Here is a 24,454-nt window from a genome sequence, read left to right as displayed (position 1 = left end):
CGGCATACTGGAGCGCGTGACTTCCGACCTGAGCAGTCCTTCCGGTATCGATCTGTCCTTCCGCGACCAGGAGGTGCGGGTGCAGGACGATCTGTTCGCGCACGTCAACGGGCAGTGGCTGGCCGAGTACGAGATTCCGGCCGACCGCGCGGTCGACGGCGCCTTCCGGACGTTGTACGACCAGGCCGAGCTCGATGTGCAGGCGATCATCCAGGACAGCGCGGCGGGCGCGTCCGAGGATGCCGATGCCCGCAAGATCGGTGACCTGTACTCGAGCTTCATGGACACCGACGCCGTGGCCGCGGCCGGGTTCACGCCGGTCGCGGGCGAGCTGCGCGAGATCGCCGAGGTCGACGGCCCGAGCGCGTTCGCCGCGCTGCTCGGCCGGTTGCAGCGCACCGGCGTGCGCGGCGCGCTCGGCTACTACGTCGACACCGACGACAAGGACTCCACCCGGTACCTGGTGCACGCCACCCAGTCGGGGATCGGCCTGCCGGACGAGTCGTACTACCGCTCCGACGAGTTCGCCGAGATCCGCGAGGCCTATCAGGTCCATCTCGCGAAGATGTTCACCATCGCCGCCGCCGACCCGGCGCTGGCCGGGCTGCTGCCCGCCGACCCGGCCGACGCCGCGCGCCGCGTGTTCGAGCTGGAACGCACACTCGCCGCGGGCCATTGGGACGTGGTGCGCCGTCGTGATGCCGAGAAGAGCTACAACCTCACCACTTTCGCCGATCTGGTCGCCGAGAACCCCGAATTCGACTGGGCCGCCTGGGTCGACGCCGTCGCCTCGGGACTCGACCGCAGCGGCGAGGAGCTGTTCGCCGAGCTGGTGGTCCGCCAGCCCGGCTATGTGCGTGCCTTCGCGCAGGCGTGGGCCGCTGTGCCGCAGGCGGATTGGCAGGACTGGGCGGTCTCGCAGGTGCTGCGCGCCAGGGCGCCGTACCTGACCGACGAGATTGTCGCCGAGAACTTCGACTTCTACGGCCGCACGCTGACCGGTGCGCAGGAGAACCGCGAGCGTTGGAAGCGCGGCGTGTCCCTGGTGCAGGAGCTGCTCGGCGAGGCGGTCGGCAAACTCTATGTGGCCAGGCACTTTCCGCCGCAGGCCAAGGCGCGCATGGTCGAGCTGGCGGCCAACCTGCAGGAGGCCTACCGCCGCAATATCACCGACCTCGAGTGGATGGGCCCCGACACCCGTGCGGCGGCGCTGACCAAGCTGGAGAAGTTCACCCCCAAGATCGGCTACCCCGACACCTGGCGCGACTACTCCGCGGTCGAGGTGGACCCGGCCGACCTGGTCGGCAACTACCGGCGCGGCTACGCCGCCGACCACGACCGTGACCTGGGCAAACTGGGCGGCGAGGTCGATCGCGGCGAATGGTTCATGACCCCGCAGACGGTGAATGCCTACTACAACCCCGGCATGAACGAGATCGTCTTCCCGGCCGCCATCCTGCAGCCGCCGTTCTTCGACATGAACGCCGACGACGCCGCCAACTACGGCGGCATCGGCGCGGTGATCGGCCACGAGATCGGCCACGGTTTCGACGATCAGGGCGCCAAGTACGACGGCGACGGCAATATGAAGGACTGGTGGACCGACGCCGACCGCGCCGAGTTCGCCAAGCGCACCAGGGCACTGATCGACCAGTACGACGTACTCTCCCCCGCCGACCTGGCCGACGAGCACACCGTCAACGGCGAGTTCACGATCGGCGAGAACATCGGCGATCTCGGTGGCCTGTCGATCGCGCTGGCCGCGTACAAGATCTCGCTCGACGGCGCCGAACCGCCGGTCATCGACGGCCTCACCGGTCTGCAGCGCGTCTTCTACGGCTGGGCGCAGGTGTGGCGCACCAAGGCCCGCCCCGAGGAGGCGATCCGCCGCCTCGCCGTCGACCCGCACTCCCCGCCGGAGTTCCGCTGCAACGCGGTCGTGCGCAATATCGACAGCTTCTACGAGGCCTTCGACGTGACGTCCGACGACCAGCTCTACCTGGCTCCCGGTGAACGTGTGACGATCTGGTGATGTCGCCGAGCTGTAACTCCACACGGAGGGATTCGCGCATGCGCTACCAGCAAGTCGCCGACGACGTCTTCACGATCCGCGGCACCGACGTCAACATGGTCCTGCTGCGCGACGGCCGCGACCTCACCCTGATCGACGCGGGCTGGTACGGCGACGCCCGCACCATCGAGCAGACGATCCGCGCCCTGGGCCACCGTCCCGAGGACATCGTCGCCATCCTGCTCACCCACGCCCACCTGGACCACGTCGGTGCGATGAACCACCTGCACCACCGCTACGCGATCCCGGCCTACACCAGCCCCGCCGAGGTAGCGCACGCCCGCGGCGAATGCCACGAATCCGCCACGCCCCTGGACGTCATCAAACGCCTCACCGACCGCGACACCCTCGCCTGGGCCGCCCGCATCACCGCAGCGGGCGGCCTCCGCAAGAACACGGTCCCCCACATCCAGCCCTTCCCCACCGAAGGCCCACTGGACCTCCCCGGCACCCCCATCCCCGTCCCCTGCCCCGGCCACACCTCCGGCCACTCCGCCTTCCACCTCCCCACCGCAGGCGCCATAGCCACCGGCGACACCCTGGTCACCGCCCACCCCACCTCGAAAATCAAAGGTCCCCAACCACTCCCGAACTTCTTCAACCACGACACCCCAGCCACCATCGCCAGCTACGCGGCACTGGAATCGGTCCCAGCCGACCTCGTGCTCCCCGGCCACGGCCCGATATGGCGCGACGGTATAGCCACCGCGGTAGCTCAGGCCAGGGAAAACGCAGCCCACCAACGGGATTGACCAGGCGCCGAGTCCTGTATTTTGCCCCGGTAAACGCGAGCACTTCGCCGTTAATGTAGTTTAAGTCTGGTAAAGTATAGTAAAGCGATGGTTACTGTACTTTTCAGGCTCTCCTGACAAATGAAATGGCCATCTCACCGCGCCGAGGACCGGGCGTGGAAACCGCGCCACCGGCAGGGCTCCCGCGACGACCGGACGCTGGAGCGGATCGTTGTAGCGATTCCTCCGCGCATCGCCGATCTCGACTACGACCCGACGGGCAAGGTCGCCAGAGCCCACGAGGACGCGGTGATCGCTGTGGCGCGTCTCGAAGCAGGCCATGGCCAGTATCTCGCTCCGCTGGGTGACTTCCTCCTGCGCAGCGAATCCGTCGCGTCGTCGAAGATCGAGCACATCGACGCGGGGTGGCGCGCTTTCGGCAAAGCCATCGGTGGCGCCAAGGCCAGCGACGAGGCGCGCTCCCAGCTGGCCGCGGTGCAGGCGCTCACGGCGCTGGTCGACGCGGCGGGCAGCGGCCCGATCACGATCGATGACCTGCTGGCGGCACATCGGCTGCTGATGGCTCCGGACTACTACGCAGCCAGGGACTCAGGCAGTTTCCGCGATGTCCAGAACTGGATCGGCGGCAGCGATTACACCCCGATCAACGCGCTCTACGTACCACCTCCCCCCGAACTTGTTCCCGAACTGATGGACGATCTGCTGGCCTTCGCCGGTCGTCGCGACCTACCGGTTCTCGCCCAGGCCGCGATCGCGCATGCGCAATTCGAGTCGATCCATCCCTTCGTCGACGGCAACGGCCGAATCGGCCGCGCCCTCATCAGTGCGATCCTGCGCTTTCGCGGCCTGACCAGCCGGGTCACCGTCCCGATGGCTTCGGTCATGCTGGCGAACACCATGCGGTACTTCGCCGAGCTGACCAGCTATCGCGCGGGTGGAGCAGACGATTTCGTCGAGTACGTCGCCCTTGCCGCGGTGCACTCCAGCTCGGCTGCGGTGGATTCCGCCCGTGCTCTGGCCGCACTGCCCCAACAGTGGCGCGATATCGCCCGACCGAGGTCCGGCTCGTCCGATGAGACCCTGCTGGCGAACCTGCTCGACAACCCGATCCTCAACATCGATATCGCAGGCCGACTCACCGGAACCACCGAGGCGAGTACCTATCGAGCTCTGGATCGACTCACCGCCGCCGGTGTTCTGGTCGTCCTGTCGGAGTCCAAGCGCAACCGTGTCTGGGCCGCCACCGACATCCTCACCGAACTCGACGCCCTCAGCTCGGCAATCGGCAAACGCACTGTCGAAGCGATGGGCTAGAAGGGCTGATCAGCGCACTCGTAGGTCGGTCTCGGCGTCGAAGAAGAAGATCTCGTCGGTTTTCGGGCGGAGGTGGAGGGTTTCGCCGAGGGTGGTGTGGAAGCGGCGGCCTACGCGGACGACGATCTTGCCGGAGCGGGTTTTCCAGTCGGTGCCTGCGCCGTGGGTGTAGACGAAGGATTCGGCGCCGAGTTCTTCCAGGAGTTCGGCGACGACGGTGATGCCTTCGGGGTCGGTGGTGACCTGCCAGGACTCCGGGCGGATGCCGAGGATCACGCGTGGGCCGGATACCGCGCGCGGCACCGGGATTCGCAGGCCGTCGAGCACCGCCGCACCGTCGACCACGGGTGCTTCGAGCAGGTTCATGCCGGGTGAGCCGATGAAGCCGGCGACGAAGGTGTTCACCGGGTTGTCGTAGAGCTCGCGAGGGGAGGCGATCTGCTGGAGGGTGCCGTCGCGCAGGACTGCCACTCGGTGGCCCATCGTCATGGCCTCCACCTGGTCGTGGGTGACGTAGACGGTCGTGGTGCCGAGTCGCTGCTGCAGGGCGGCGATCTGGGAGCGGGTGCTGACGCGGAGTTTCGCGTCCAGGTTGGACAGTGGTTCGTCCATGCAGAACACCTGGGGGCGGCGCACGATCGCGCGGCCCATGGCGACGCGCTGGCGCTGGCCGCCGGAGAGTTTGGCCGGTTTGCGGTCGAGCAGGGGCTCGAGTTCCAGCATCGCGGCGGCTTCGCGCACGCGAATCAGGGTGTCCGCCTTGTTCATTCCCGCATTGCGGAGGGCGAAGCCCATGTTCTCGGCGACGGTCATGTTCGGGTAGAGCGCGTAGCTCTGGAACACCATCGCCACGTCGCGGGCGCGCGGCGGCAACCCGGTGACATCGCGTTCGCCGATCCGGATGGTGCCCTCCGCCACCGATTCCAGACCGGCCAGCATGCGCAGACTGGTCGACTTGCCGCAGCCCGACGGGCCGACAAGCACGAGGAACTCGCCATCGGCGATATCGAGATCGAGTGCGTCGACAGCGGGGGTGTCGGCGCCGGGATAGCGGTGCGTGACACCGTCGAACTGCACTGTCGCCATGGCGAGTTCCTCTCCGCTACTTGGGCAGCTTTGGCGTGATCTGCCGGTCGATGATCGCCTGCACATCGGCGGCGACCTTCGCCAGAACGGTTGCCGGATCGGCGTTCTGGAGGCCGATCTGCTCGTAGCCGGTGCCGATGATCTGGTCCGCGCCGGGCACGAACACCCGCGCGTAGTCCTGCGACTTGGTCACCGACAGCTGGTCGATGGCGACCTTCGAGTTCGGGTTCTTCGCCAGGAAGTCGATCTCCGACGGATCGCTGACCGCCGACTTGCGCACCGGCATGTACCCGGTGTTCTGCGAGAAGTACGCGGTGTTGGCCGCATTGGTGATGAACTCGATGAACTTGAGCGCGTTGGTCTTTCGACCGTCCGAGATCCGCGACGGGATCGCCAGACCCGCGCCGCCGGTGGTCACGCCGGGACCGTTCGGATGCGGCAGGAACGCGGTGCCCAACTCGAACTTGCCGTCGGCGTTCTTCTTGATGCCTTTGAGGTCACCGGTGGACGCGATCGTCGAGGCGGCAACGCCGGTGCCGAAGTCGACCGCGATCTGCGGGCGGATCGCCGCGTACTTCTTGACGTTGATCGAATCGCGCAGGTAGGTGGCCGCGGCGATGGAACCCTGGTCGGTGAACTTCAGCTTCCACTGATCGGAGTAGGCGCCGCCGAAGGTCCAGTTCGGGCCCTGGAAGGTCCAGCCCAGGTAGTTCTTGGCGTCACCCCAGGCGTGCGCGAACTTGTCGGCGCCGACGACCGACTGCAGCTTCGGGCCCCACTCGTCGAATTCCTGCCAGGAGTTCGGGCCGCGATCGGGCAGCCCGGCCTTCGCCCACACGTCCTTGTTGTAGTAGAACAGCGGAGTCGAGCGGGCGTACGGCAGCGCGTAGTGCTTGCCGTCGAACAGGTAGTCGGCCGCGAGCGAGTCGACGTAGTCGTCCAGCTGCACCCCCGCCGCGCCGAAGTGGCCGTCGAGCGGTTCGATCGCGCTGGTCAGCGCGTAGTTGAACCACCAGACATCCGACAGCACAACGACATCGGGCAGGTCGCCGCCGGTGAGCGCGGCGTTGAACTTCTGCGCCACCTCCTCGTAGTTCTTGCCCGCGTCGACCAGGTTGACCTTCAGGTCCGGGTACTTCGCCTGGAACCGGTTGATCAGCTCCAGCTCGAGGTCCTTGGAGGTGCCGGGGTGATTGGACCAGAAGGTGATGGTGTCGGCGTCGCCGCCGTCACCGGATCCGCCGCCGGTGCCCGCACACGCGGTGAGCGCCAGGCCGGCGACCGCCGCGCCGGTCAAGCCGAGGAAGCCGCGGCGGCTGAGCTCGGGGAATCGTGAAGTGGACACGTGGATCTCCTGTTCGAGAATCAACCCTTGACCGCACCGGAGGTGAGGCCCTTGATCATGTGACGTTGCAGGGCGAGGAACACGATGAGGATCGGCAGCATCGTGAGCACGGTGCCCGCCATCACCGGCCCCCAGTTGGTGACCGAAGGGTTCTCGGTGTTCTGCAGCAGCGTGAGCCCGACCGGCAGCGTGGCGACCTCGGCGGAATCGGCCATCAGGAACGGCCACAGGTACTCGTTCCACTCGTTGACCAGCGTGACCACCGCGAACGCGACCATCGTCGGCCCCGACATCGGCAGCACCACCTTGGTCAGCAGCCGCCACCAGTTCGCGCCGTCCATCCGCGCCGCCTCGATGACCTCACCGGGTAGCGACAGGAAGTGGTTGCGCATCAGGAAGGTGCCGAAGGCGACGCCGCAGAGCGGAATGATGATGCCCTGGAAGGTATTACGCCAGCCCAGCTGCGCGATCAGCGCGTAGTTGGAGATGACGGTGATCTGGTTGGGCACCATCAGCGCCGCGATGATCACCAGGAACACGATGTTCTTGCCGGGGAAACGCAGGAACACCAGGCCGTACGCGCTGAACACCCCGAGCACGAACTTCACCGCCGACACCACGCCGGTGACGATCAGCGAATTGCGCAGGAAGGTCCAGAACGGGACCGTGGTGGTGGCCTGGCCGTAGTTCTCCGGATGCCAGCTGTGCGGCCAGTAGACCGCGGGCTGGGTGTAGATGTCGGCGCGGTCCTTGAACGAGGTGATCAGGATCCAGAACAGCGGCACCCCGATCAGGATCAGCACGCACACCATCGCGGCGTAGCCGAGCACGGTGACGGCGCGTTCGCGGCGCCTATACGAAAGAGTCTGCGGACCTATGTGTTTCATCGATCGCCCCGATCCATCACGCGCACCTGGATCAGCGTGACCACCAAGAGCACCACGAACATGATCGTGGCGACGGTCGCGCCGTAGCCTGCCCGGAAATTGCGGAACGACTCCTCGTACACCTGGAACACCATGGTCGTCGTGCCGTTGCCGAGCGGCCCGCCGCGGGTCATCACATTGATGATGTCGAAGACTTGCAGCGAGTTGAGCAGCACGGTGATCGACAGGAAGAATGTCGTCGGACGTAGTTGCGGCAGCAGCACTTTCGTGAAAGTCGTCCATCGGCTCGCACCGTCTATTTCGGCGGCTTCCAGCAACTCGGCGCGCACGCCCTGCAGCGCGGCCAGATAGATGACGAAGGTATAGCCGAGGTTCTTCCAGATGTAAGTGATCGTCACCATGAACAGGGCCCAGTGCGGGTCCTGATAGAAATCCGGCACCCGCTCGACGCCGACCCGGTGCAGTACGTCCTGTACCAGACCGAAACTCGGATCGAAGATGAATTGGAAAGCGACCCCGATCGCCGCGCCCGAGATCACGAACGGCGCGAATATAGCGGATCGAACAACATTGCGCCCGAACAGTTTTCGGTCGAGCAGCATCGCCAGCGCCAGGCCGAGCGCCATACTCACCACGACCGCGGCGACGGTGAAGATCACCGTGTTGCCGACGATCTTCCAGGAATCGTCGCGCTGCCACCACTCGAGGTAGTTGTCGAAACCGATCGGCGTGGCAACGGGATCCGCGATGTTCCAGTCGGTGAACGAGAGCCGGATGTTGTCGGCCAGCGGCCGGTAAACGAACAGCGTCAGCAGTGCCAGGTTGGGGACGACCAGCACTGCGAACAGCGCATAGTCTTGCCACGGGCGGTTTTTCAGCCCGCGTCCGCGTGGCGCGGGGAGAACCCGCTCTGGACTGCTTCGCACCGCGGCAGTTTTACGGCGCATGGCGAACTGTCGGTTAACCTTGGCCGCCGATCCTCTGAACATCGGGCGCACAAGGGCGAGTACAGCAAAAAGCCGAACAACACGACCGTCATTGATCGTATTGTTCGGCTTTTTTCAGTGAATCAGTTCCAGTCGCCCAGTCCGTCACCGGCGCTCAGGGTTCCGCCCTGGGTGTTGGTGATGATCACGGCGTCGCCGCGGCGCGAGTTCTCCAGGAACCACTTGGCGTTCTCGGTGCTCACGTTCAGGCAGCCGTGGCTGGCGTTGGAGTAGCCCTGCTGGCCCACCGACCACGGCGCGGCGTGCACGAAGATGCCGCTGTTGGAGATGCGGGTCGCGTACTCGACCTCGAGCTTGTAGCCCTCGGGGTCGGTGACCGGCACGCCGTAGGTCGAGGAGTCCATCGTCATCTTCTCGAACCGCTCACCCACGATGTAGGTGCCGTTGGGGGTCTCGTAGCCCGGCTTGCCCAGCGAGGTCGGCATCTCGCGGACGACCTCACCGTTCACCGTCACGGTGATCATCTTGGTGTTGTCGTCGACGGTGGCGATGAACGCGTCGCCGATGTGGAACGAGCTGGTGGTACCGCCTGCCGCGACGGTCACGTCGGTGTTGGCCGGCCAGAAGTCGTTCGGCTTCCAGCGCACCTGCTTGTCGCCGGTCCAGTAGAAGTGGCCGGGCGCCGGCTGGCTCGAGGTGACCTTGATGGCCTTCTCGGCGGCCGTGCGGTCCTCGACCGGGTCCTTGAAGGTGATGATGATCGGCTGCGCGACGCCGACGGTCTCGCCGTCGGCGATATTGATGTTCGGCGGCGCGAACGGCGCCTGGGCGGCCGGCGCGTCCACCGCGGGCTGGCTGGAACCGGAGCCCGGGAGGGTCGGCTCGGCCTGCACGGGGACGGCGATCAGCACGCCGGTCGCCGCGAACGCCGCCGTCAGCAGCAGGCCCCGGCGAAGCCGGCGCGCTTGCCGCGTATTTGCCTCGTAGTGCATGGTTACTCGTCCATTCCAAGATCTTCGTGATCGTCGCGGAGTCCGCGACAGGTCTCCACGGGGTAACGACGCCGGAGACCCTGACCGTCCATTCCTACCCGTCCCCGGTGACAACGTGCCAGCGGCGATGCGCGGCGATAACAGACCGGCAACTCTGTGCCCCAGGTCACATAACGCGTTGTTATCCATCGGCTTTCGTCAAACGCCGCGCTCACACCGGCGAGTCGGAAACGGTGATGTGCAACAGCGTCGAAACACACCCGTGTGAGCCTCAAACCTGGGGTGATCGAAATCACGCCGTCCGTGTGAAGTGGATCGCTCGATCGGGCGCGACGGCGATATTGCGCGGCACGGTGCGCGGCCGCCTGCCCAGGGCGAGATCGGGGTCGAGCGACAACCGGACCTCGGTCAACAGGGTTGCCAGCACGATCCGCAACTCGTATTCGGCCAGTGTGACGCCGATGCAGCGCCGATGCCCGCCGCCGAACGGCGCGAACTCGAACGGCGAGACCTTGCGGTCGAGGAAGCGGTCGGGATGGAACAGCCGCGGGGCGGGCCAGATCGACGGCTGACTGTGCAGCACGCCGACGGCGAGGCCGATCGTCTGCCCGGCCGCCACGTCGACCCCGCGCCACCGCCACGGCTCGGTGAGCATGCGCAGCACGATGGGCACCGGGGGATGCAGGCGCAGGGTCTCCTGGCAGACGGCGCCGAGCAGCGGCAATGTGGCCTGCTCGGCGGGGTCGTCACCCGCGGCGGCCAGTTCGGCGGTGACCCGCGCCAGCAAGCCCGGTTCGCGGTGCAGGTGATAGAGCGCCCAGGTCAGCGTCGTCGCGGCGGTCTCGTGGCCGGCGACGAGCAGGGCGCGCAGGTGCTCGCACAGCTCGGTGTCGGTGAGGACGCTGCCGTCGTCGTAGCGGATCGTCAGCAGCAGATCGAGCAGGTCGGCCGCTTCGGAGCCGCTCACGCGCCGCCGTCGGGTGATCTCGGCGAGGAGCAGCCGGTCCAGCCGCGTCCGGGCCGCGACGAAACGCTGCCACGGGCCGAAACCACCCATGCGACGGCGTATTACGGGCGCGACCAGCAACGGCGTGGTGAACGTGGCGAGGAAATCGGCGACGGCACCGGCGTATTCGGATTCCCGGTCGAACTTCGTGCCGAACACGGCGGCCAGGATGACCCGCAGCGTGATGCTGTGTGCCGCGGCGAGCCCGTCGATCCGGCTGCCGACCTGCCAGGAACCCGCAGGGCGGCCATCGATCTCGCGCAGCGTGGCGTCCCTGATCACCGGCGCCAGCGCGCGCACACGCTGAGCGTGCAGGGCGGGCGCGAGCAGTGCGCGGTCGGTGCGATGGCGCTCACCGGAACTCAGAATCAGCGAGGCAGCGCCGACCATCGGTTCGATCGGATTGGGCAGTGGCGGTCCGACCAGCGCCGTCGGCGCGCGGAACAGCTCACGCGCGCCCTCGGCCGTCCCGGTGAACAGCACGGGCGGAAAGCCGGGGAAACCGACCGCGAACGGATCGCTGCGACGGGCGCGTCGCCGCAGGTAGCCTCCGAAATCCCAGCCCGCGGCGAGCCCGTGCAGCAGCGACAGGCGTGGCGTCGCCGGTGCCGGGCTCAGCGCTGTCATGTCGGTTACTACGGCGCGCACCGGTGGCCGGTTCGAAACGGCTATTCCTGCTCGGCGCGGACTTTGCGGACCGTGCCCTGGGCGATCGCCGACAGTTTGGCCAGCCGCGCGTCACCGAGCGCGGTGACGGCATTGCCGAGCCGGTTCGTCACGAACGCGATCGACATCCGCAGATCGGGGTCGGCGTACGCGCCGGAGCCGCCGATTCCGTAGTGGCCGAACGCCCGTCGCGGCTGCTGCTTGGTCATCAGCACCGGCCGGTGATAGCCGAGGGTGAAACGCAGCGGCAGGCCGAGGACGTAATCGCGGCTGTCGGTCTGCTGGGTCCGGTTGGCGTGCTCGATCGTCTCCGGCCGCAGGAACTGCACCGCCGAGTTGGCCCCCGGCGCCGGGTTCTCGGCATCTTCGGAATAGATGACGCCGTCGTTGGCAAGCGCGCCGTACATCCTGGCCAGCGCACGCGCGGAGAAGACACCGTTCCAGCCGGGCATCACCGCGTCGTGCACGCGCGGGTCGCGGACCAGCTCGTCGAAACTCTCCGGCATGCCGGCCTCGGCCAGCCCGCGCGCGGGCCGTACCCACGACAGCACCGAAGACGCGGTGTTCCAGCGGATTCCCGGCGGCGCCAGGTGCGGGAAGATCTTGGCGATCCGGTGGCGTTGCGCGGCGGGCACCTGGAACCAGAACTCGTCGGTGCCGAGCGGCTCGGCCACTTCGCGCCGCAGCACCTCGGTGAACGGTTCCCCGGTCACGCGCTGCACGATCTCGGCGACCAGCCAGCCGAAGGTGATCGCGTGATAGCCCGAGGTGCGGATCCGGCGCGGATCGGCGGGACTCTCGGCGAGCGCGGTGACCACGGCGCCGTAGTCGAGAATCCCCTCGCGGCCGGGCACCAGCCCGCGCACCCGGTGCAGGCCCGCGCGGTGCGAGAGCACATCGCGCACGGTGATGTCGTGCTTGCCGTGCGCGGCGAACTCCGGCCAGTACTGCGCGACCGGCGCCTCGTAGTCGATGTGCCCGCGCTCGGCGAGCCGGTGCACGACCGTCGTCGCGACGCCCTTGCCGGTGGAGAAGGTGAGCGCGATGTTCTCGCCGTTCCAGCGCTGATCCTTGGCGGCCCAGCCTGCCCAGATGTCGACGACCGGCCTGCCGTCCAGATAGATCGCCAGCGCGCCGCCGCCGCGGTTGGGCTGGGGGAACATGCCGAAGAAATGGTCGGCCAGCCGGATGAACCGCGGATCGACCAGCATCTGCCGCGGCGCCGCGATCGGCGTACCGCCGGGACGTGTCAGGGGCCCGAAATCTCCCGCCGCTGCTGCCACCATCGGGTTCACCTCCTGATGCAGGTTCGGCCGGGGGGCCGGAATCCCAAGGGTAGCCCAGCGCCCCACCCATCGGGATGGAGTCGACGCCGGTGGCTCCGGTGGTGTATTCACAGAAGGTGTTTGCAGACCTGTCCATCGGCCGGCTCGTCGGCGCCGTCGCCATCGCGGTGACCGCGTTCGTCTCGACCGGATGCGGTGGCACCATCGACGGCCACGCACAGCCGGCGATCGACGTCGTCCCCGCCACCGGCACCGCGCCCACCACCAAGCCGGGCAAACCCACGTCGGGTAAACCGACGACGAGCAAACCCGCGCCCACCTCGGGCCGTGGTGACACCGACTTCCAGGCAAGCATCGGCGATTGCGTCGCGCTCGGCGGCACCGTGAACGACGCCACCATCACCAAGGCTTCCTGCGGCAGCCGCTCGTCGAACTACAAGGTCATCGGCAAGGCCGAGAACAGCAGCGGGTGCGTCAGCGACCGCGACAACTTCTACGCCGAGACCCTCAACGGCATCGAGACCGGCGCGCTGTGTCTCGACATCGACTGGGTGGTCGGCGGCTGCATGGACGTCGGCGGCGACGAGCCCAAGCGCATCGACTGCGGCGAAACCGGTTCCGAGCCGGTCAAGGTCGTCACGATCAAGAACAACACCGACAGCGTCGAGGACTGCCCCGACAGCGCCGACTCGGGCTTCAAGTACCCCGAGCGCCGCGTCGTCGTCTGCGTGGAAAGTCTGTAGCCCGGCGAAACGACTCGGCGCCAGCTAGTTTGGACAGGTGGCTCCGACCAGGACGGTTCGGCTCAACTCCGCCACGGGACGGTGGATCCTGCTGGCCACCATCCTCGGCTCCTCGATGGCGTCGCTGGACGCCACCGTCGTCTCGGTGGCGCTGCCGCGCATCGGCGAATCGCTGCACACCGACGTCGCCGGTCTGCAGTGGACGGTCAACGGCTACACCCTCACCCTGGCCTCGTTCATCCTGCTCGGCGGCTCGCTCGGGGACCGGCTCGGGCGCAGACGCGTCTTCGTCTGGGGGATCGTCGGATTCGCGATCACCTCGCTGCTGTGCGCGGTCTCGATGAATATCGAGATGCTGGTCGTCGCCCGGTTGCTGCAGGGCGTGGCAGGCGCGTTGCTCACGCCGGGCAGCCTCGCGCTGATCTCGGCGTCGATCGACGAGCGCGACCAGGGCAGCGCGATCGGGTTGTGGTCCGGTCTCGGTGGGGTGGCCGGCGCGTTCGGGCCGCTGCTCGGCGGCGGGCTCATCGACCTCGTCGGGTGGCGCGCGATCTTCCTGCTCAATGTGCCGTTGGCGCTGGTCGTGGCGATCGTCGCGCTCCGGTGGGTGCCGGAGAGCCGTGATCCGGACGCGCCGACGCGCATCGATGTGCCGGGCGCGGTGATCGTGGCTGTCGCGCTCGGCGCGCTCACGCTCGGCCTGATCGACGGCTATCCCGTCCTGGTGGTCGTCGGTGCGGTGGCCCTGGGCGGTTTCGTGGTCGTCGAGCTGCGCAGCCCGAATCCGCTGGTACCGCCGTCGCTGTTCGGGTCGCGGGTGTTCACCGTGGCGAACCTGGTGACCCTGTTCGTCTACGCCGCGCTGGGCGGGGTCTTCTTCCTGCTGGTGTTGCAGTTGCAGCTGGTCGCCGGGTACTCGCCGATGGCCTCGGGCGCGGCGAGTCTGCCGGTGACGCTGCTGATGCTCGTGCTGTCCGCGCCGGCGGGGCGCTGGGCGCAACGGCACGGGCCGCGGATTCCGATGACGGCCGGTCCGCTGCTGGCCGCGGGTGGCGTCTTCGCGCTGCAACGGGTCGGGCCAGAAGCGAACTACCTGACCGATGTGCTGCCCGGCGTGCTGGTCTTCGGGCTCGGGCTCTCGGTCCTGGTCGCGCCGCTGACCGGTGCCGTGCTGGCCGCCGTGCCCGTCGCCGACGCCGGCATCGCCTCCGGGGTGAACAATGCCGTCGCCAGGACCGCCCAGCTGCTCGCCGTCGCCGCGCTGCCGGGGCTGGCAGGGTTGTCGGGCGCCTTCGGCGACCCGGTCGCCTTCGCCGTTGGTTTCGACACCGCGATGCGCTGGTGCGCGGTGCTGCTGCTGATCGGCGCGGTCATCGCGGGTGTGCTGCTGCGCGTGCCCCGCCGGACGCCCGAGCCCGAGCGGGTCGACTGCCTGCCGCACTGCGCGGGTGCCGACGGCCCGGCGCTCGCGCCGACCCCACCGAAATGAGCGAGCCGCGTGGACGATCCCACGCGGCCCGCTCGGTCTCCGGCGATCTGAACAGCGCGGCTAGATCGGGTGGAAACCTGATCCCACGCCACCGCGGGCATTGATGTCGTTCATGATCGAGCTCATGTTCGTGCCGACCTCGGGACCGAAGCAGGCAACGGCCAGATAGGCGTTCACCATGCCGACCAGGGTCGAGCCGACGACGACCGGTGCGCCGGAATCGCCTTCCACGACACACATCTGGGTCCAGGTCTCGGTATTGGTCTGGAAGACGTCACCCCAGGTGATGCCACAGGTATTGCCGGTGGTCCGGCCTTCCTTGCAGACGATGGTCGGGAACTGGGCAGGCCCGCCGACGCCGGTGATGGTGACGTTGCCGATCCGGTTGACCGGGATGATCCGCCCCGGCGTGAACTCGATGACCGCGTAGTCGAGTTGGTTGTTGCTGTAGGCGAACCGGCCGATCTCACCGAATCCGCGGTCGGCCTCGGCCGCGACGGAGGCGCCCGCGTCGCCGCAGTGGCCCGCGGTCAGGCCGACGAGTCTGCCCGCGCCGTCGTGCCCGACGGTGGTGAGCGTGCATTCGAACATGTTGTCGATGACGATTCCGGAGCCGCCACCGAGCACCGGCGGGCCGGGTTGTGCCTGCGAAGCGCCCGCGCCGGTGCCGAGCAGTGCGGCACCGAGGGCGACGGCGAAGGCAGCGTTGGCCACCTTGGCGAGTGTGGTGAACATGTCCCTCCAGACGTCGGAAGTCCGCACGATATCAATTCGCTCTGCCTATCGTGCCTGTAAACCGTCCCGGGCGCGCCCCGCGCCGCACCCACTCTTTGTCATAGCGGTTATCTATGAAAAAAGTGATCAAATGTCCAGTTTCGAGTTGTTCCTGTGATCTGTTCGGGTATTCCCGCGGGGGGTTCGTTATGAATGACAGTTTTCCGCAATATTTATTTGGCGCGACCGCTGGTACTGGGAATCCGCACGGAAAACGCCATCACATCTAATCGCGGTGCCGCCCACAATTACGGGCTGTATGGTCCGACATGGCAGGACTCATAGCTGTTCGCGACAGTGACCTCTGTCTATGACAGCGCTCACATGTCGGTGGTGTGTTCTGCGCTACTCCGTAGTAAGGTGCGTCAAGCAAACAAGTCGTCGGGGTGTACATGACCTGGCGTCGAGAGGGGTATTAGCAGTGCAGTCGACCGAGAGTCCGCCCGCCCGTTCACGAGTCAGCGAAGCTGTCGACCGAACCAAGGGCCTTTGGGACGACCATCCGAAGAAGTCCCTCGAGACCTTCGGTCGACAGATCACGATGGGCATCGAAGCGGTCACGGAACTGATCGTCGCGATCTTCCGCAGGCGCTTCCCCTTCGACGAATTCGTCCGTCAGTGCGCGTTCATGGCAGGCGTCGCCGCCGCGCCGACGCTGCTGGTCGCCATCCCGATCGCCGTGATCGTCTCCATCCAGGTCGGCGCGGTCGCCGGCCAGGTCGGTGCGACCTCGTTCATCGGCGCCGCCAACGGCCTCGGCATCATCCAGCAGGGCGCACCGCTGGTCACCTCGATCATGATCGCGGGCGCGGTCGGCTCGGCGGTCTGCGCCGACCTCGGCTCGCGCACCATTCGCGAAGAGATCGACGCGATGAAGGTCATGGGCGTCGACCCACTGCGCAGGCTGGTTGCCCCCCGGCTCGGCGCCGCGATGCTCGTCAGCTTGCTGCTGTGCGGTTTCGTCGTCTTCGTCGGCTTCATCACCGGCTACATGTTCAACATCTTCGCCCAGGCGGGTACCCCCGGTTCCTACATGAGCACCTTCGCCTCGTTCGCGGTCACCCGTGACCTCGCGGTGGCCCTGCTCAAGTCGGTCATCTTCGGCCTGCTCGCCTCGATCATCGCCTGTGACTGCGGTCTGAACGCCCGCGGCGGCCCCGGTGGCGTCGCCAACGCGGTGAACTCGGCGGTGGTCAGCTCCATGGTGATGCTGCTCGGTGTCAACGTGGCGATCACGCAGATCTACGCCGCAGTCTTTCCCCCACAGGTGGTCTGAGCCATGTCATCTTCAACATACGTACCCCCGCTGCTGCGGCCGCTACGCCAACTCCGGGCGGCGGGCAAGGCGCCGGTCGACCTGCTCGCCCGCCTCGGTCACCAGGTCTTCTTCTTCCTGCGCTCCGTCGGCTCGATCCCGCTGGCGTTCAAGCAGTACCCGAAGGAGATCTGGCGGCTGCTCTCCGACGTCACGTGGGGTAACGGCAACATCGTCGTCGGTGGTGGCACCATCGGCGTCATCCTGATCATCAGCGCCTTCGGCGGCATGACGGTGGCCATCCAGGGCCACACCTCGCTGAACCTGCTCGGCCTGAGCCCGATCACCGGCGCCATCTCGGCCTTCGCCACCACCCGTGAGCTCGGCCCGCTGCTCGCGGCGCTGGCCTTCGCGGCACAGGCGGGTTGTCGATTCACCGCCCAGCTCGGCGCCATGCGCATCTCCGAGGAGATCGACGCGCTCGACTCGATCGCCATCCGCCCGCTGCCCTACCTGGTCAGCACCAGGATGATGGCGGCGGTCATCGCGATCGTGCCGCTGTATTGCATCGGCCTGGTGATGGCGTACGTGTCCTGCTCGATCACCGTGCAATTGATCGGCGGAACAGCAGCCGGTACGTACTCACACTACTTCTACCAATTCCTGGTGCCGACCGACGTGCTGTACTCGCTGCTCAAAGCGGTGGTGTTCGTCATGATCACGACGTTCATCCAGTGCTACTACGGCTTCTTCGCCTCGGGTGGTCCCGAAGGCGTCGGCGTCGCGGCCGGCCGCGCGATCAAGATGTGCATCATCCTGGTCGTGTTCGCCGACCTGTTCATGACATTGGCGATCTGGGGCGTCGACCCCGGAATCAGGATCTCGGGGTAGGCGCGCGATGATCATCGATCCCAGTGGGCGCGGTCCCACGATGAAACAGCTCTACATCGCCGGCATCTGTGGTCTCGCCGTCTTCGCGGTGATTCTCGGTTTCCTGATGGCCAGGTACCAGGGCTATTTCGTGCCCAAGGTCAATGTGGCCGCCAACCTGTCGACGACCGGTGACGGTCTGCCCTCGGACGCCGACGTGAAGTTCCGCGGGGTGCTCGTCGGCGTCGTCAAGGACGTCGAGATCGTCGACAAGGGCGCGGTGCAGAAGGTGAACATCGAGCTCAAGCCCGAGTTCGCCGGCGACATCCCGGCCAACGTCACCGCCCGTGTCGTGCCGAGCAACCTGTTCGCGGTCACCTCGGTCGAGCTGGTCTTCAACGGCGCGTCCAACCAGTACCTGCACGAGGGCTCGCAGATCCCCGAGGACACCAGCCAGGGCACCATCGCGCTGCAGGACACGCTCACCACGGTGCGCGACATCCTCAACGAGGTCGACCCGGTGCAGCTCGGCCGGGTGCTCGGCACCCTCACCCAGGCGCTCGACGGCAGCGGCCGGGTGCCCGGCTCCACCATCCAGCGCCTCGACCACTGGCTGACCACCGTCGCCGATGCGGGCCCGAACCTGGGCGGCATGCTTGACAATTTCTCGGCCTCGGCGCACGCGCTCAACGCGTCGGCGCCGGAACTGCTCGACGTGCTCGGCAGCTCGGTGCAGACCGCGAACACCATCGCGACCAAGCGCGACCAGCTGATCGCGCTGCTCGCCGGTGCCAGCGCCACCACCGACCGGGTCAACGACCTGTTCGCGGCCAACCCCGATGTCGGCAAGGAGGTCACCACCGGCATGAACGCCACCCTGGGGGCCGTCGCCAACGATCCGGCCGCGATCACCAAGACCTTCGACGTGTTCGGCCCCTCGCTGGCCAAGCTGAACACCACCTTCCACGGCGGCCCCTCGGGCAAGCAGATGGTGTGGAACGCGGGTCTGACGTTCACCCCGTACCAGCCGAACACCGTCGCGGACTGCCCGCGCTACGGCGACCTGCTCGGACCGAGCTGCTTCACCGCGCCCGCCGAGGTCAGCCTGCCGCCGCTGCCGGAGAGCGTGCGCCCCCGCGCGCTCGACTCGGCCGCCGGACTGCCGCCGCTGGTGGCGATCCCGGGCATGCCCGAGATCCCGGGCCTCACCACGCCGGGCATCGCGCCGATGCAGACGGCCAACGGCACCGAGGTGAAGCCGTTCGCCGGTACGCCGCTCGAGGGCCTGGTTCCGTCGATCCAGATTCCGGGTCTGCCCGGTGTGCTCGGTGGCGCGCCCGCTCCGGCGGCCGCGCCCGCCGCGGCGCCGGAACAGCCGGCGACCACCGGCAAGCCGATCTCCTATCAGGGCGACGCGGCGATGACTCAACTGCTGGGGCGTAAGCCGACGGCATCCGAATTCCTGCTGCTCGGTCCGATTTTGAAGGGCGGAACCCTGCAAGTGTCCGAAAACGGGGGTGGCGCATGAGTATCCGCAAGCCACTGATCGGGTTCAGTATCTTCGCACTCGTCTCTCTGCTGGTCATCGTGGTCGTGTGGAACACGCTCGCCCGCACGGTCGACGGAGACACCCGCAAGTACACCGCGATCTTCACCGATGTCCTGGGCCTGCGGCCCGGCGACGATGTCCGCATGGCGGGCGTGCGCGTCGGCAAGGTCGAAAAGATCGAGCTCGACGGCAAGAACGACGCCAAGGTGTCGTTCATCGTGCAGAGCGACCAGACGGTCTTCGACGACACCAAGGCCCTGGTCAGGTACCAGAACCTGATCGGTCAGCGCTACGTCGCGCTGACCCCGGGCAAGGCGCCGAGCCCGCAGGCACTGAAGAGTGGTTCGGTCATCCCGATCGACCGCACCGAGCCCTCGTTCGACATCTCCGCGCTGCTCAACGGTTTCCAGCCGCTGTTCCAGGCGCTGGAGCCGGCCGAGGTCAACGCCATGTCGGAGACGCTGATCCAGGCGCTGCAGGGCGACGGGGTCTCGCTGTCGTCCTTCATCGTCCAGGCGGCGCAGCTGGCCTCGGATTTCCAGCGTCGGGACGCGATTCTGTCCGACGTGATCACCAACCTGTCCGGTGTGATGGCCGGGTTGGCCAAGCGAGGGGATGAATTGGAGACCCTGGTTACCCAGACCCGGGCGCTGATCGGCGGGCTCTACGAACAGGGACAGTCGCTGCAGGCCTCCACGGTCGTGCTCGCCGACGCGACGACCTCGCTGGTCGGCATGGTCGGCAAGATCCAGCCCCAGCTGGCGGCGGCGCAGAACTCGTCCACCGCGGCGCTGACCCTGCTGCTGGCCAACGGCGCCAAGCTCGACCAGGTCGCGATCGACATGCCGTCGATGCTCGCCGACCTGGGCCGGATGACCTCCGAGGGCACCCACGCCAACGCCTACCTGTGTGGCCTGGACGTCTCGCTCTACGGTGTCCTCTTCCCGCGCGGTCTGTTCAGCCAGATCGGTGGCACCTCCCACTCGGAGGTCTGCAGATGAGCAAGCTGAAGAAGACCTTCCTCGGCAATCGCAACTTCTGGCTCGGTGTCATCGGTTCGCTGGCCATCGTGCTGCTGCTGGTCGGTTCCACCGTCTACCAGTTCATCGGTATCGGCAGGCAGTCGATCGAGGCGGAGTTCGTGCAGGCCGCGGGCATCAAGACCGGCGACAAGGTCGCGGTCTCGGGTGTGCAGGTCGGCACTGTCACCGGTGCGCGGATCGAGGGCGATCACGTGGTGGTCACCCTCGACGTGGACAACTCGCTGAAGTTCGGTCCCGACGCGCACGCCGCGATCAAGATGGCCACGCTGCTCGGCGCCCGCTACGTCGACCTGCAGCCGGGTGACGGGTCGGGCCTGAAGGGCAAGACCATCCCGCGCAGCAACACCGACGTGCCCTACGACATCGCCGATGTCGTGCAGGTCGGTACGCCGAAGTTCGAGGAACTCGACACCAAGAAGCTGGCCGCCTCGCTCAACACGATCAACAGCCAGCTCGGCGAATCGCCGGAGCTCGTCGCGCAGGCGCTCGACAGTGTCGGCGCGCTGGCCAAGGTCGTCGACCGGCGCAAGACCGAGGTCGACAGCCTGCTCAAGGACCTCAACCGGGTCACCCAGCTGCTGGCCGACAACCGCAACAGCATCCTGCTGGTCATCACCCAGGGCGAGGCCATCGCCAACCGGGTGATGGAACGGCAGAACCTGCTGCGTCAGCTGCTCGACAACATCGCCACGCTGACCCGTCAGCTGGAGGAGATCGGCGCCGAGAACGGTGATCAGTTCGGCGGCACCATCGGTCAGCTCAACACGATGGCCGAGGGTCTGCAGAAGAACAAGGACAATCTCGACAAGCTGCTGCAGATCGGCCAGCCGACGGCGCGCTATTTCAACAACGCGCTCGGCAACGGCAACTACGGCGACGTCTCGCTGCCGTGGTTGTTCCCCGACAACTGGCTGTGCTTCGTTCAGGTGATCCAGGGGTGCGCAGGATGAAACTGACTTCCAAGTTCCGCGGCAAGACGCTGGCCCGATCCCTGATGATCGGCGCCACCGCACTGACCCTGGGCAGCTGCTCGCTGCTGCCCGGCCAGGTGAACGACGCGCTCGGCCGCTCGACCAAGATCACCGCCGACTTCGAGAACATCGCGGGCATGTACGAGGGCAACGAGATCATGGTCCTCGGCCTCGCGGTGGGCAAGGTCGACAAGATCATCCCCAAGGGCACCTACGTCGAGGTCCACATGACCATCGACGCCGGCGTGAAGATCCCGAAAGACGCGATCGCCGCGATCATCTCGCCCTCGATCGTCACCGACCGCCACATCGAGATCTCCCCGCCCTACACCGGCGGTGAGGCGATGAAGTCCGGTCAGCACCTGACCAAGGCCAATACCAGGACCCCGGTCGAGCTGGACACGATGATCAAGACCATCGACCAGTTCTCCGCCGCCCTGAAGCCCGAACCCGGCCAGGAAGGACTCGGCCCGCTCTCGGGCCGGGTGCTCTACCCGGTGCTCAACGGCAACGGTCAGCGAATCCGCGAAACCCTCGACGCGCTCTCGAGCGCGCTGAAGGTCGGTGTCGACAACAAGGACGCCATCTCCAACATCATCATCAAGCTCAACGAGCTGACGACGATGCTGGCCGACAACGATCAGTCGGTCCGCGATTTCAGCAACAGGGTGACCGCCATGTCGGGGCTGCTGGCCGAACAGGCTCCCGGCCTGCAGGCCACCCTGGACCAGCTCAACCAGTTCCTGGCCAACACCTCGACGACCTTCGGTGAGCACGCCGACGAGCTGTCCACCTCGCTGACCGGTCTGACCAACGTCACCAACCAGCTGCGCGCGAACTCGGGCGCGATGGTCGAGATCGTCGACATCGTCCCGCTGCTGATGCAGAACATCGACGGCGCGATAAACAAGGAGAAGGGCTTCGTCCGCCTGCACGGGTTGATCGGTACCGCCCTCTCGGGCGAGATCGTCAGCGTGTTCTGTGAGCGGATCCAGATGAAGTCCGATGGCTGCCGTTCCGGAAACATGCAGGATTTCGGCCCTGACTATGGCCTGACTGCCGCACTGCTCGGACTGACGAAATGACCCTACGTATGACGATGAAAGCCCGCCGCGCGCTCGTCGCCGCGGCCGCGACGGCCACGGTGGCGATCACCTCCGGCTGCGGTTTCACCGTGGAGGATCTGCCGCTGCCCAAGCCGGGCGCCGAAGGCGATACCTACACGATTCACGCGGTGTTCGACAACGCGCTGAACCTGCCTGATCAGGCCAAGGTCAAGATCGGTGGTTCCGATGTCGGTGTGGTTTCCGACATCTCGACCAAGAATTTCCAGGCCGTCGTCGACATGCAGATCAGCACGGACATCCAGCTGCCCAAGGGCAGCACGGCCGAGCTGCGTCAGGCCACTCCCCTCGGTGACGTCTTCATCGCGCTGTCCAAGCCGAAGGACGACACCAGCGGGGGCGCCGCCCTGCAGGACGGTGACACGCTCACCCGCGAGTTCACCTCGGCGGGAGCCACTGTCGAAGAGCTGCTGATCTCGGTGTCGATGCTGTTCAACGGCGGCGGCGTGGCCAGCCTGAGCAGGCTCGGCACCGAACTCGGCTCGATCCTCAACGGCCAGGGCGGCAATCTGGCGCACCTGATCACCGAGATGACCGGTGTCATCGGCGAATTGAACAACAACAGCGCCAGGGTCGACACGGTGCTCACCGAGTTCAACACCCTGGCCAACACCATCGAGAACAACAAGACCCAACTGGGTCAGGTGGCCGACACCCTGCCGCAGGCCATCGGCGCCATCGCCGAGAACAACAGGGCGATCGGCGATCTGCTCACCAAGGTGGCCACGGCCAGCGCCGCCCTCGGCGACTACTCCAACACCACCGGTGATCAGCTCTCCGAGCTGCTCACCAACCTGGACAACCTGATGAACGCGCTGGCCGCGACCGGTGACGACTTCGGTTACGTCATGGATCAGCTGCACGCGATCCGCCCCGGCGCGAACCAGACGTTCCAGGGCAAGTCGCTCGCGCCGTACGCGACGCTGACCAACCTCGACATCGGGTTGCTGACCGATCCGGCGAACAGCAAGTTCCCGGATCTCAAGGACGTGAACGATTTCGTCGGCACCTTCATCCAGGTGCTGCAGATCGTTCAGGGCCGAGTGGGAGGCCACCGATGAGCAAGGCGAAGAAGTTCTTCGGTAGCAAGATCGTGCTGGCGAACGCGGCCCTGGTGGTCGTGCTGATCGTCGGCGCGACCTACCTGCTGGTCAACGTCATGCGGGTGAACCCGCTGCGGTCCGAGTACGAGGTGACGGTCAATCTGGACCGCTCCGGCGGTCTGCAGCCGGGCAACGACGTGACCCTGCGCGGGCACCGGATCGGCAAGGTCAGCACCGTCGAGCTGATCGACCAGGGTCAGGCGATCGCGGTCAGGGCGCAGATCGACAAGAGCTACAAGATCCCGGTCGACACCATGATCCAGGTGGCGGCGCTGTCGGCGGCGGGCGAGCAGTACATCGATTTCCGTCCGAAGACCGATGTCGGCCCGTTCCTCGCCGACGGCGCGGTGATCAAGTTCAACCCCGAGCAGATCAAGACGCCGACCCCGGTGTGGGCCGTGCTCGACGACACCAGCGCGCTGATCTCGCAGGTGGACCCGCAGCAGTTCAAGACGATCCTGAACGAGCTCGACATCGCGCTCGGTGGTGGTCCCGATCAGCTGCGTGGTCTCATCAACGGGGTCAGCCTGGTGGTGGCCGGTCTGGACAACCTGCTGCCGCAGACGGTGAACCTGATCGCGAATCTGCGGGTGATTGCCGAGACCACCTCGCACGCCCAGCCCGATCTGCAGACACTGACCAGCAACTCGGGCACGCTGCTCGCGCAGTTCAACAACGCCAACGCGGAGCTGCAGGGCGTCCTGGACAACGCGCCTGCCCAGTTCGAGGCGCTCGGCGCTGTCCTGGACAAGACAGCCGATCCGATCAGTAGCCTGGCGGCCAACTTCGTGACCATCACCAGGGCGGCGCAGCTGCGTCAGCCCGCGCTGCGGCTGCTGTTCCCGTCCCTTGCGTTGGGTCTGGACTCGATCTCCGCTCCGGCGCACGACGGCGAGTTCCACACCATCATCGACATCTGGCCGCGTCCGACGTGCTACTACGCGACGGAATACCGGCGCAACGAGGAAGTCCAGGACGGGTCCATCCCGAAGTGGAACTACTGCGTCAACCCGCCCGCCGATCAGCAGATCCGCGGTTCGGCAAACGCGCCGCGACCGAACGTGCCGAACAACGGCGCGCAGATGCCGCCTGGGGTCGATCCGAACGAGCGGACACCCATCCCGGCGAACTGAGTTGATGCCCGGCCCGGACGCGCACGCACCGGACCGGGCATACTCGCT

At 66.7% G+C, this 24,454-nt stretch carries 21 protein-coding genes; 13 read left to right on the top strand and 8 right to left on the bottom strand.

All coding sequences use genetic code 11. The features are described from left to right. Positions 1-16 precede the first annotated feature (16 nt). From IEY60_RS22340 to IEY60_RS22330, 3 genes are all read left to right on the top strand, one after another. Positions 17-2,032: a M13 family metallopeptidase gene (locus tag IEY60_RS22340; RefSeq protein WP_189031684.1), complete on the top strand. Its 2,016-nt coding sequence runs from the start codon at positions 17-19 to the stop codon at positions 2,030-2,032. A gap of 38 nt (positions 2,033-2,070) precedes the next feature. Further along, a complete protein-coding gene (locus IEY60_RS22335) occupies positions 2,071-2,823 on the top strand; it encodes an MBL fold metallo-hydrolase (RefSeq protein ID WP_189031682.1) in 753 nt (250 codons plus the stop codon). A gap of 120 nt (positions 2,824-2,943) precedes the next feature. After that, positions 2,944-4,137 (top strand): Fic family protein, encoded by a 1,194-nt coding sequence (locus IEY60_RS22330; RefSeq protein WP_189031674.1) that lies wholly within the window; start codon positions 2,944-2,946, stop codon positions 4,135-4,137. Between the two features lie 9 nt (positions 4,138-4,146). Here IEY60_RS22330 and IEY60_RS22325 read toward each other — a convergent pair whose 3' ends face one another. The 7 genes from IEY60_RS22325 to IEY60_RS22295 form a co-directional block, all read right to left on the bottom strand. Continuing rightward, entirely contained in the window at positions 4,147-5,223 is a 1,077-nt protein-coding gene (locus tag IEY60_RS22325) for an ABC transporter ATP-binding protein (RefSeq protein ID WP_189031672.1), read from the bottom strand. Positions 5,224-5,239: 16 nt separating this feature from the next. Further along, complete coding sequence (locus tag IEY60_RS22320) at positions 5,240-6,568, bottom strand: ABC transporter substrate-binding protein (RefSeq protein WP_189031670.1); 1,329 nt, start codon at positions 6,566-6,568, stop codon at positions 5,240-5,242. A gap of 20 nt (positions 6,569-6,588) precedes the next feature. Beyond that, positions 6,589-7,455 (bottom strand): carbohydrate ABC transporter permease, encoded by an 867-nt coding sequence (locus tag IEY60_RS22315; protein ID WP_189031668.1) that lies wholly within the window; start codon positions 7,453-7,455, stop codon positions 6,589-6,591. Further along, positions 7,452-8,402, bottom strand: a complete 951-nt coding sequence (locus IEY60_RS22310) for a carbohydrate ABC transporter permease (RefSeq protein ID WP_189032477.1) — start codon at positions 8,400-8,402, stop codon at positions 7,452-7,454. The genes IEY60_RS22315 and IEY60_RS22310 overlap by 4 nt, the downstream gene beginning before the upstream one ends. A gap of 122 nt (positions 8,403-8,524) precedes the next feature. Further along, positions 8,525-9,394 carry a L,D-transpeptidase gene (locus IEY60_RS22305; protein ID WP_189031666.1) on the bottom strand — a complete coding sequence of 290 codons (870 nt, stop codon included), beginning with the start codon at positions 9,392-9,394 and terminating at the stop codon, positions 8,525-8,527. Between the two features lie 292 nt (positions 9,395-9,686). Then, the gene (locus IEY60_RS22300; RefSeq protein WP_189031664.1) at positions 9,687-11,027 is read right to left on the bottom strand and encodes a cytochrome P450; all 1,341 of its coding nucleotides are present in this window, start codon (positions 11,025-11,027) and stop codon (positions 9,687-9,689) included. A 41-nt stretch (positions 11,028-11,068) separates the two neighbouring features. Next, on the bottom strand, positions 11,069-12,277 hold the full coding sequence (locus IEY60_RS22295) for a serine hydrolase domain-containing protein (protein ID WP_189032475.1): 1,209 nt from the start codon (positions 12,275-12,277) through the stop codon (positions 11,069-11,071). Between the two features lie 191 nt (positions 12,278-12,468). Here IEY60_RS22295 and lppU point away from each other — a divergent pair, with 191 nt between their 5' ends. After that, positions 12,469-13,095 (top strand): LppU family putative lipoprotein, encoded by a 627-nt coding sequence (lppU, locus tag IEY60_RS22290; protein WP_189031662.1) that lies wholly within the window; start codon positions 12,469-12,471, stop codon positions 13,093-13,095. 37 nt (positions 13,096-13,132) lie between these two features. Continuing rightward, a complete protein-coding gene (locus IEY60_RS22285) occupies positions 13,133-14,584 on the top strand; it encodes an MFS transporter (protein ID WP_189031660.1) in 1,452 nt (483 codons plus the stop codon). Positions 14,585-14,644: 60 nt separating this feature from the next. Here the strand turns inward: IEY60_RS22285 and IEY60_RS22280 are convergent, their stop codons facing one another. Next, on the bottom strand, positions 14,645-15,319 hold the full coding sequence (locus tag IEY60_RS22280) for a S1 family peptidase (protein ID WP_189031658.1): 675 nt from the start codon (positions 15,317-15,319) through the stop codon (positions 14,645-14,647). Between the two features lie 460 nt (positions 15,320-15,779). Here IEY60_RS22280 and IEY60_RS22275 point away from each other — a divergent pair, with 460 nt between their 5' ends. From IEY60_RS22275 to IEY60_RS22240, 8 genes are read left to right on the top strand one after another with little or no spacing between them, the layout of a single operon-like run. Beyond that, a complete protein-coding gene (locus IEY60_RS22275) occupies positions 15,780-16,634 on the top strand; it encodes an MlaE family ABC transporter permease (protein ID WP_189031656.1) in 855 nt (284 codons plus the stop codon). A gap of 3 nt (positions 16,635-16,637) precedes the next feature. Then, on the top strand, positions 16,638-17,504 hold the full coding sequence (locus tag IEY60_RS22270; RefSeq protein ID WP_189031654.1) for an MlaE family ABC transporter permease: 867 nt from the start codon (positions 16,638-16,640) through the stop codon (positions 17,502-17,504). Positions 17,505-17,544: 40 nt separating this feature from the next. Continuing rightward, on the top strand, positions 17,545-19,011 hold the full coding sequence (locus tag IEY60_RS22265; RefSeq protein WP_189032473.1) for an MlaD family protein: 1,467 nt from the start codon (positions 17,545-17,547) through the stop codon (positions 19,009-19,011). Next, the gene (locus tag IEY60_RS22260; RefSeq protein ID WP_189031652.1) at positions 19,008-20,033 is read left to right on the top strand and encodes an MCE family protein; all 1,026 of its coding nucleotides are present in this window, start codon (positions 19,008-19,010) and stop codon (positions 20,031-20,033) included. Before IEY60_RS22265 ends, IEY60_RS22260 begins: the two co-directional genes overlap by 4 nt. Next, on the top strand, positions 20,030-21,025 hold the full coding sequence (locus IEY60_RS22255) for an MCE family protein (protein WP_189031650.1): 996 nt from the start codon (positions 20,030-20,032) through the stop codon (positions 21,023-21,025). Before IEY60_RS22260 ends, IEY60_RS22255 begins: the two co-directional genes overlap by 4 nt. Then, positions 21,022-22,131 carry an MCE family protein gene (locus IEY60_RS22250; protein WP_189031648.1) on the top strand — a complete coding sequence of 370 codons (1,110 nt, stop codon included), beginning with the start codon at positions 21,022-21,024 and terminating at the stop codon, positions 22,129-22,131. The genes IEY60_RS22255 and IEY60_RS22250 overlap by 4 nt, the downstream gene beginning before the upstream one ends. 8 nt (positions 22,132-22,139) lie before the next feature. After that, positions 22,140-23,231 (top strand): MCE family protein, encoded by a 1,092-nt coding sequence (locus IEY60_RS22245; protein WP_189031646.1) that lies wholly within the window; start codon positions 22,140-22,142, stop codon positions 23,229-23,231. Further along, the gene (locus IEY60_RS22240) at positions 23,228-24,406 is read left to right on the top strand and encodes an MlaD family protein (RefSeq protein WP_189031645.1); all 1,179 of its coding nucleotides are present in this window, start codon (positions 23,228-23,230) and stop codon (positions 24,404-24,406) included. Before IEY60_RS22245 ends, IEY60_RS22240 begins: the two co-directional genes overlap by 4 nt. The last annotated feature ends 48 nt before the right edge of the window (positions 24,407-24,454 follow it).

The organism is Nocardia rhizosphaerihabitans (assembly GCF_014646295.1).
Classification (GTDB): domain Bacteria; phylum Actinomycetota; class Actinomycetes; order Mycobacteriales; family Mycobacteriaceae; genus Nocardia; species Nocardia rhizosphaerihabitans.
Note: the sequence above shows the minus strand (reverse complement) of the source record. Positions and strands in the feature narration are given on the sequence as shown.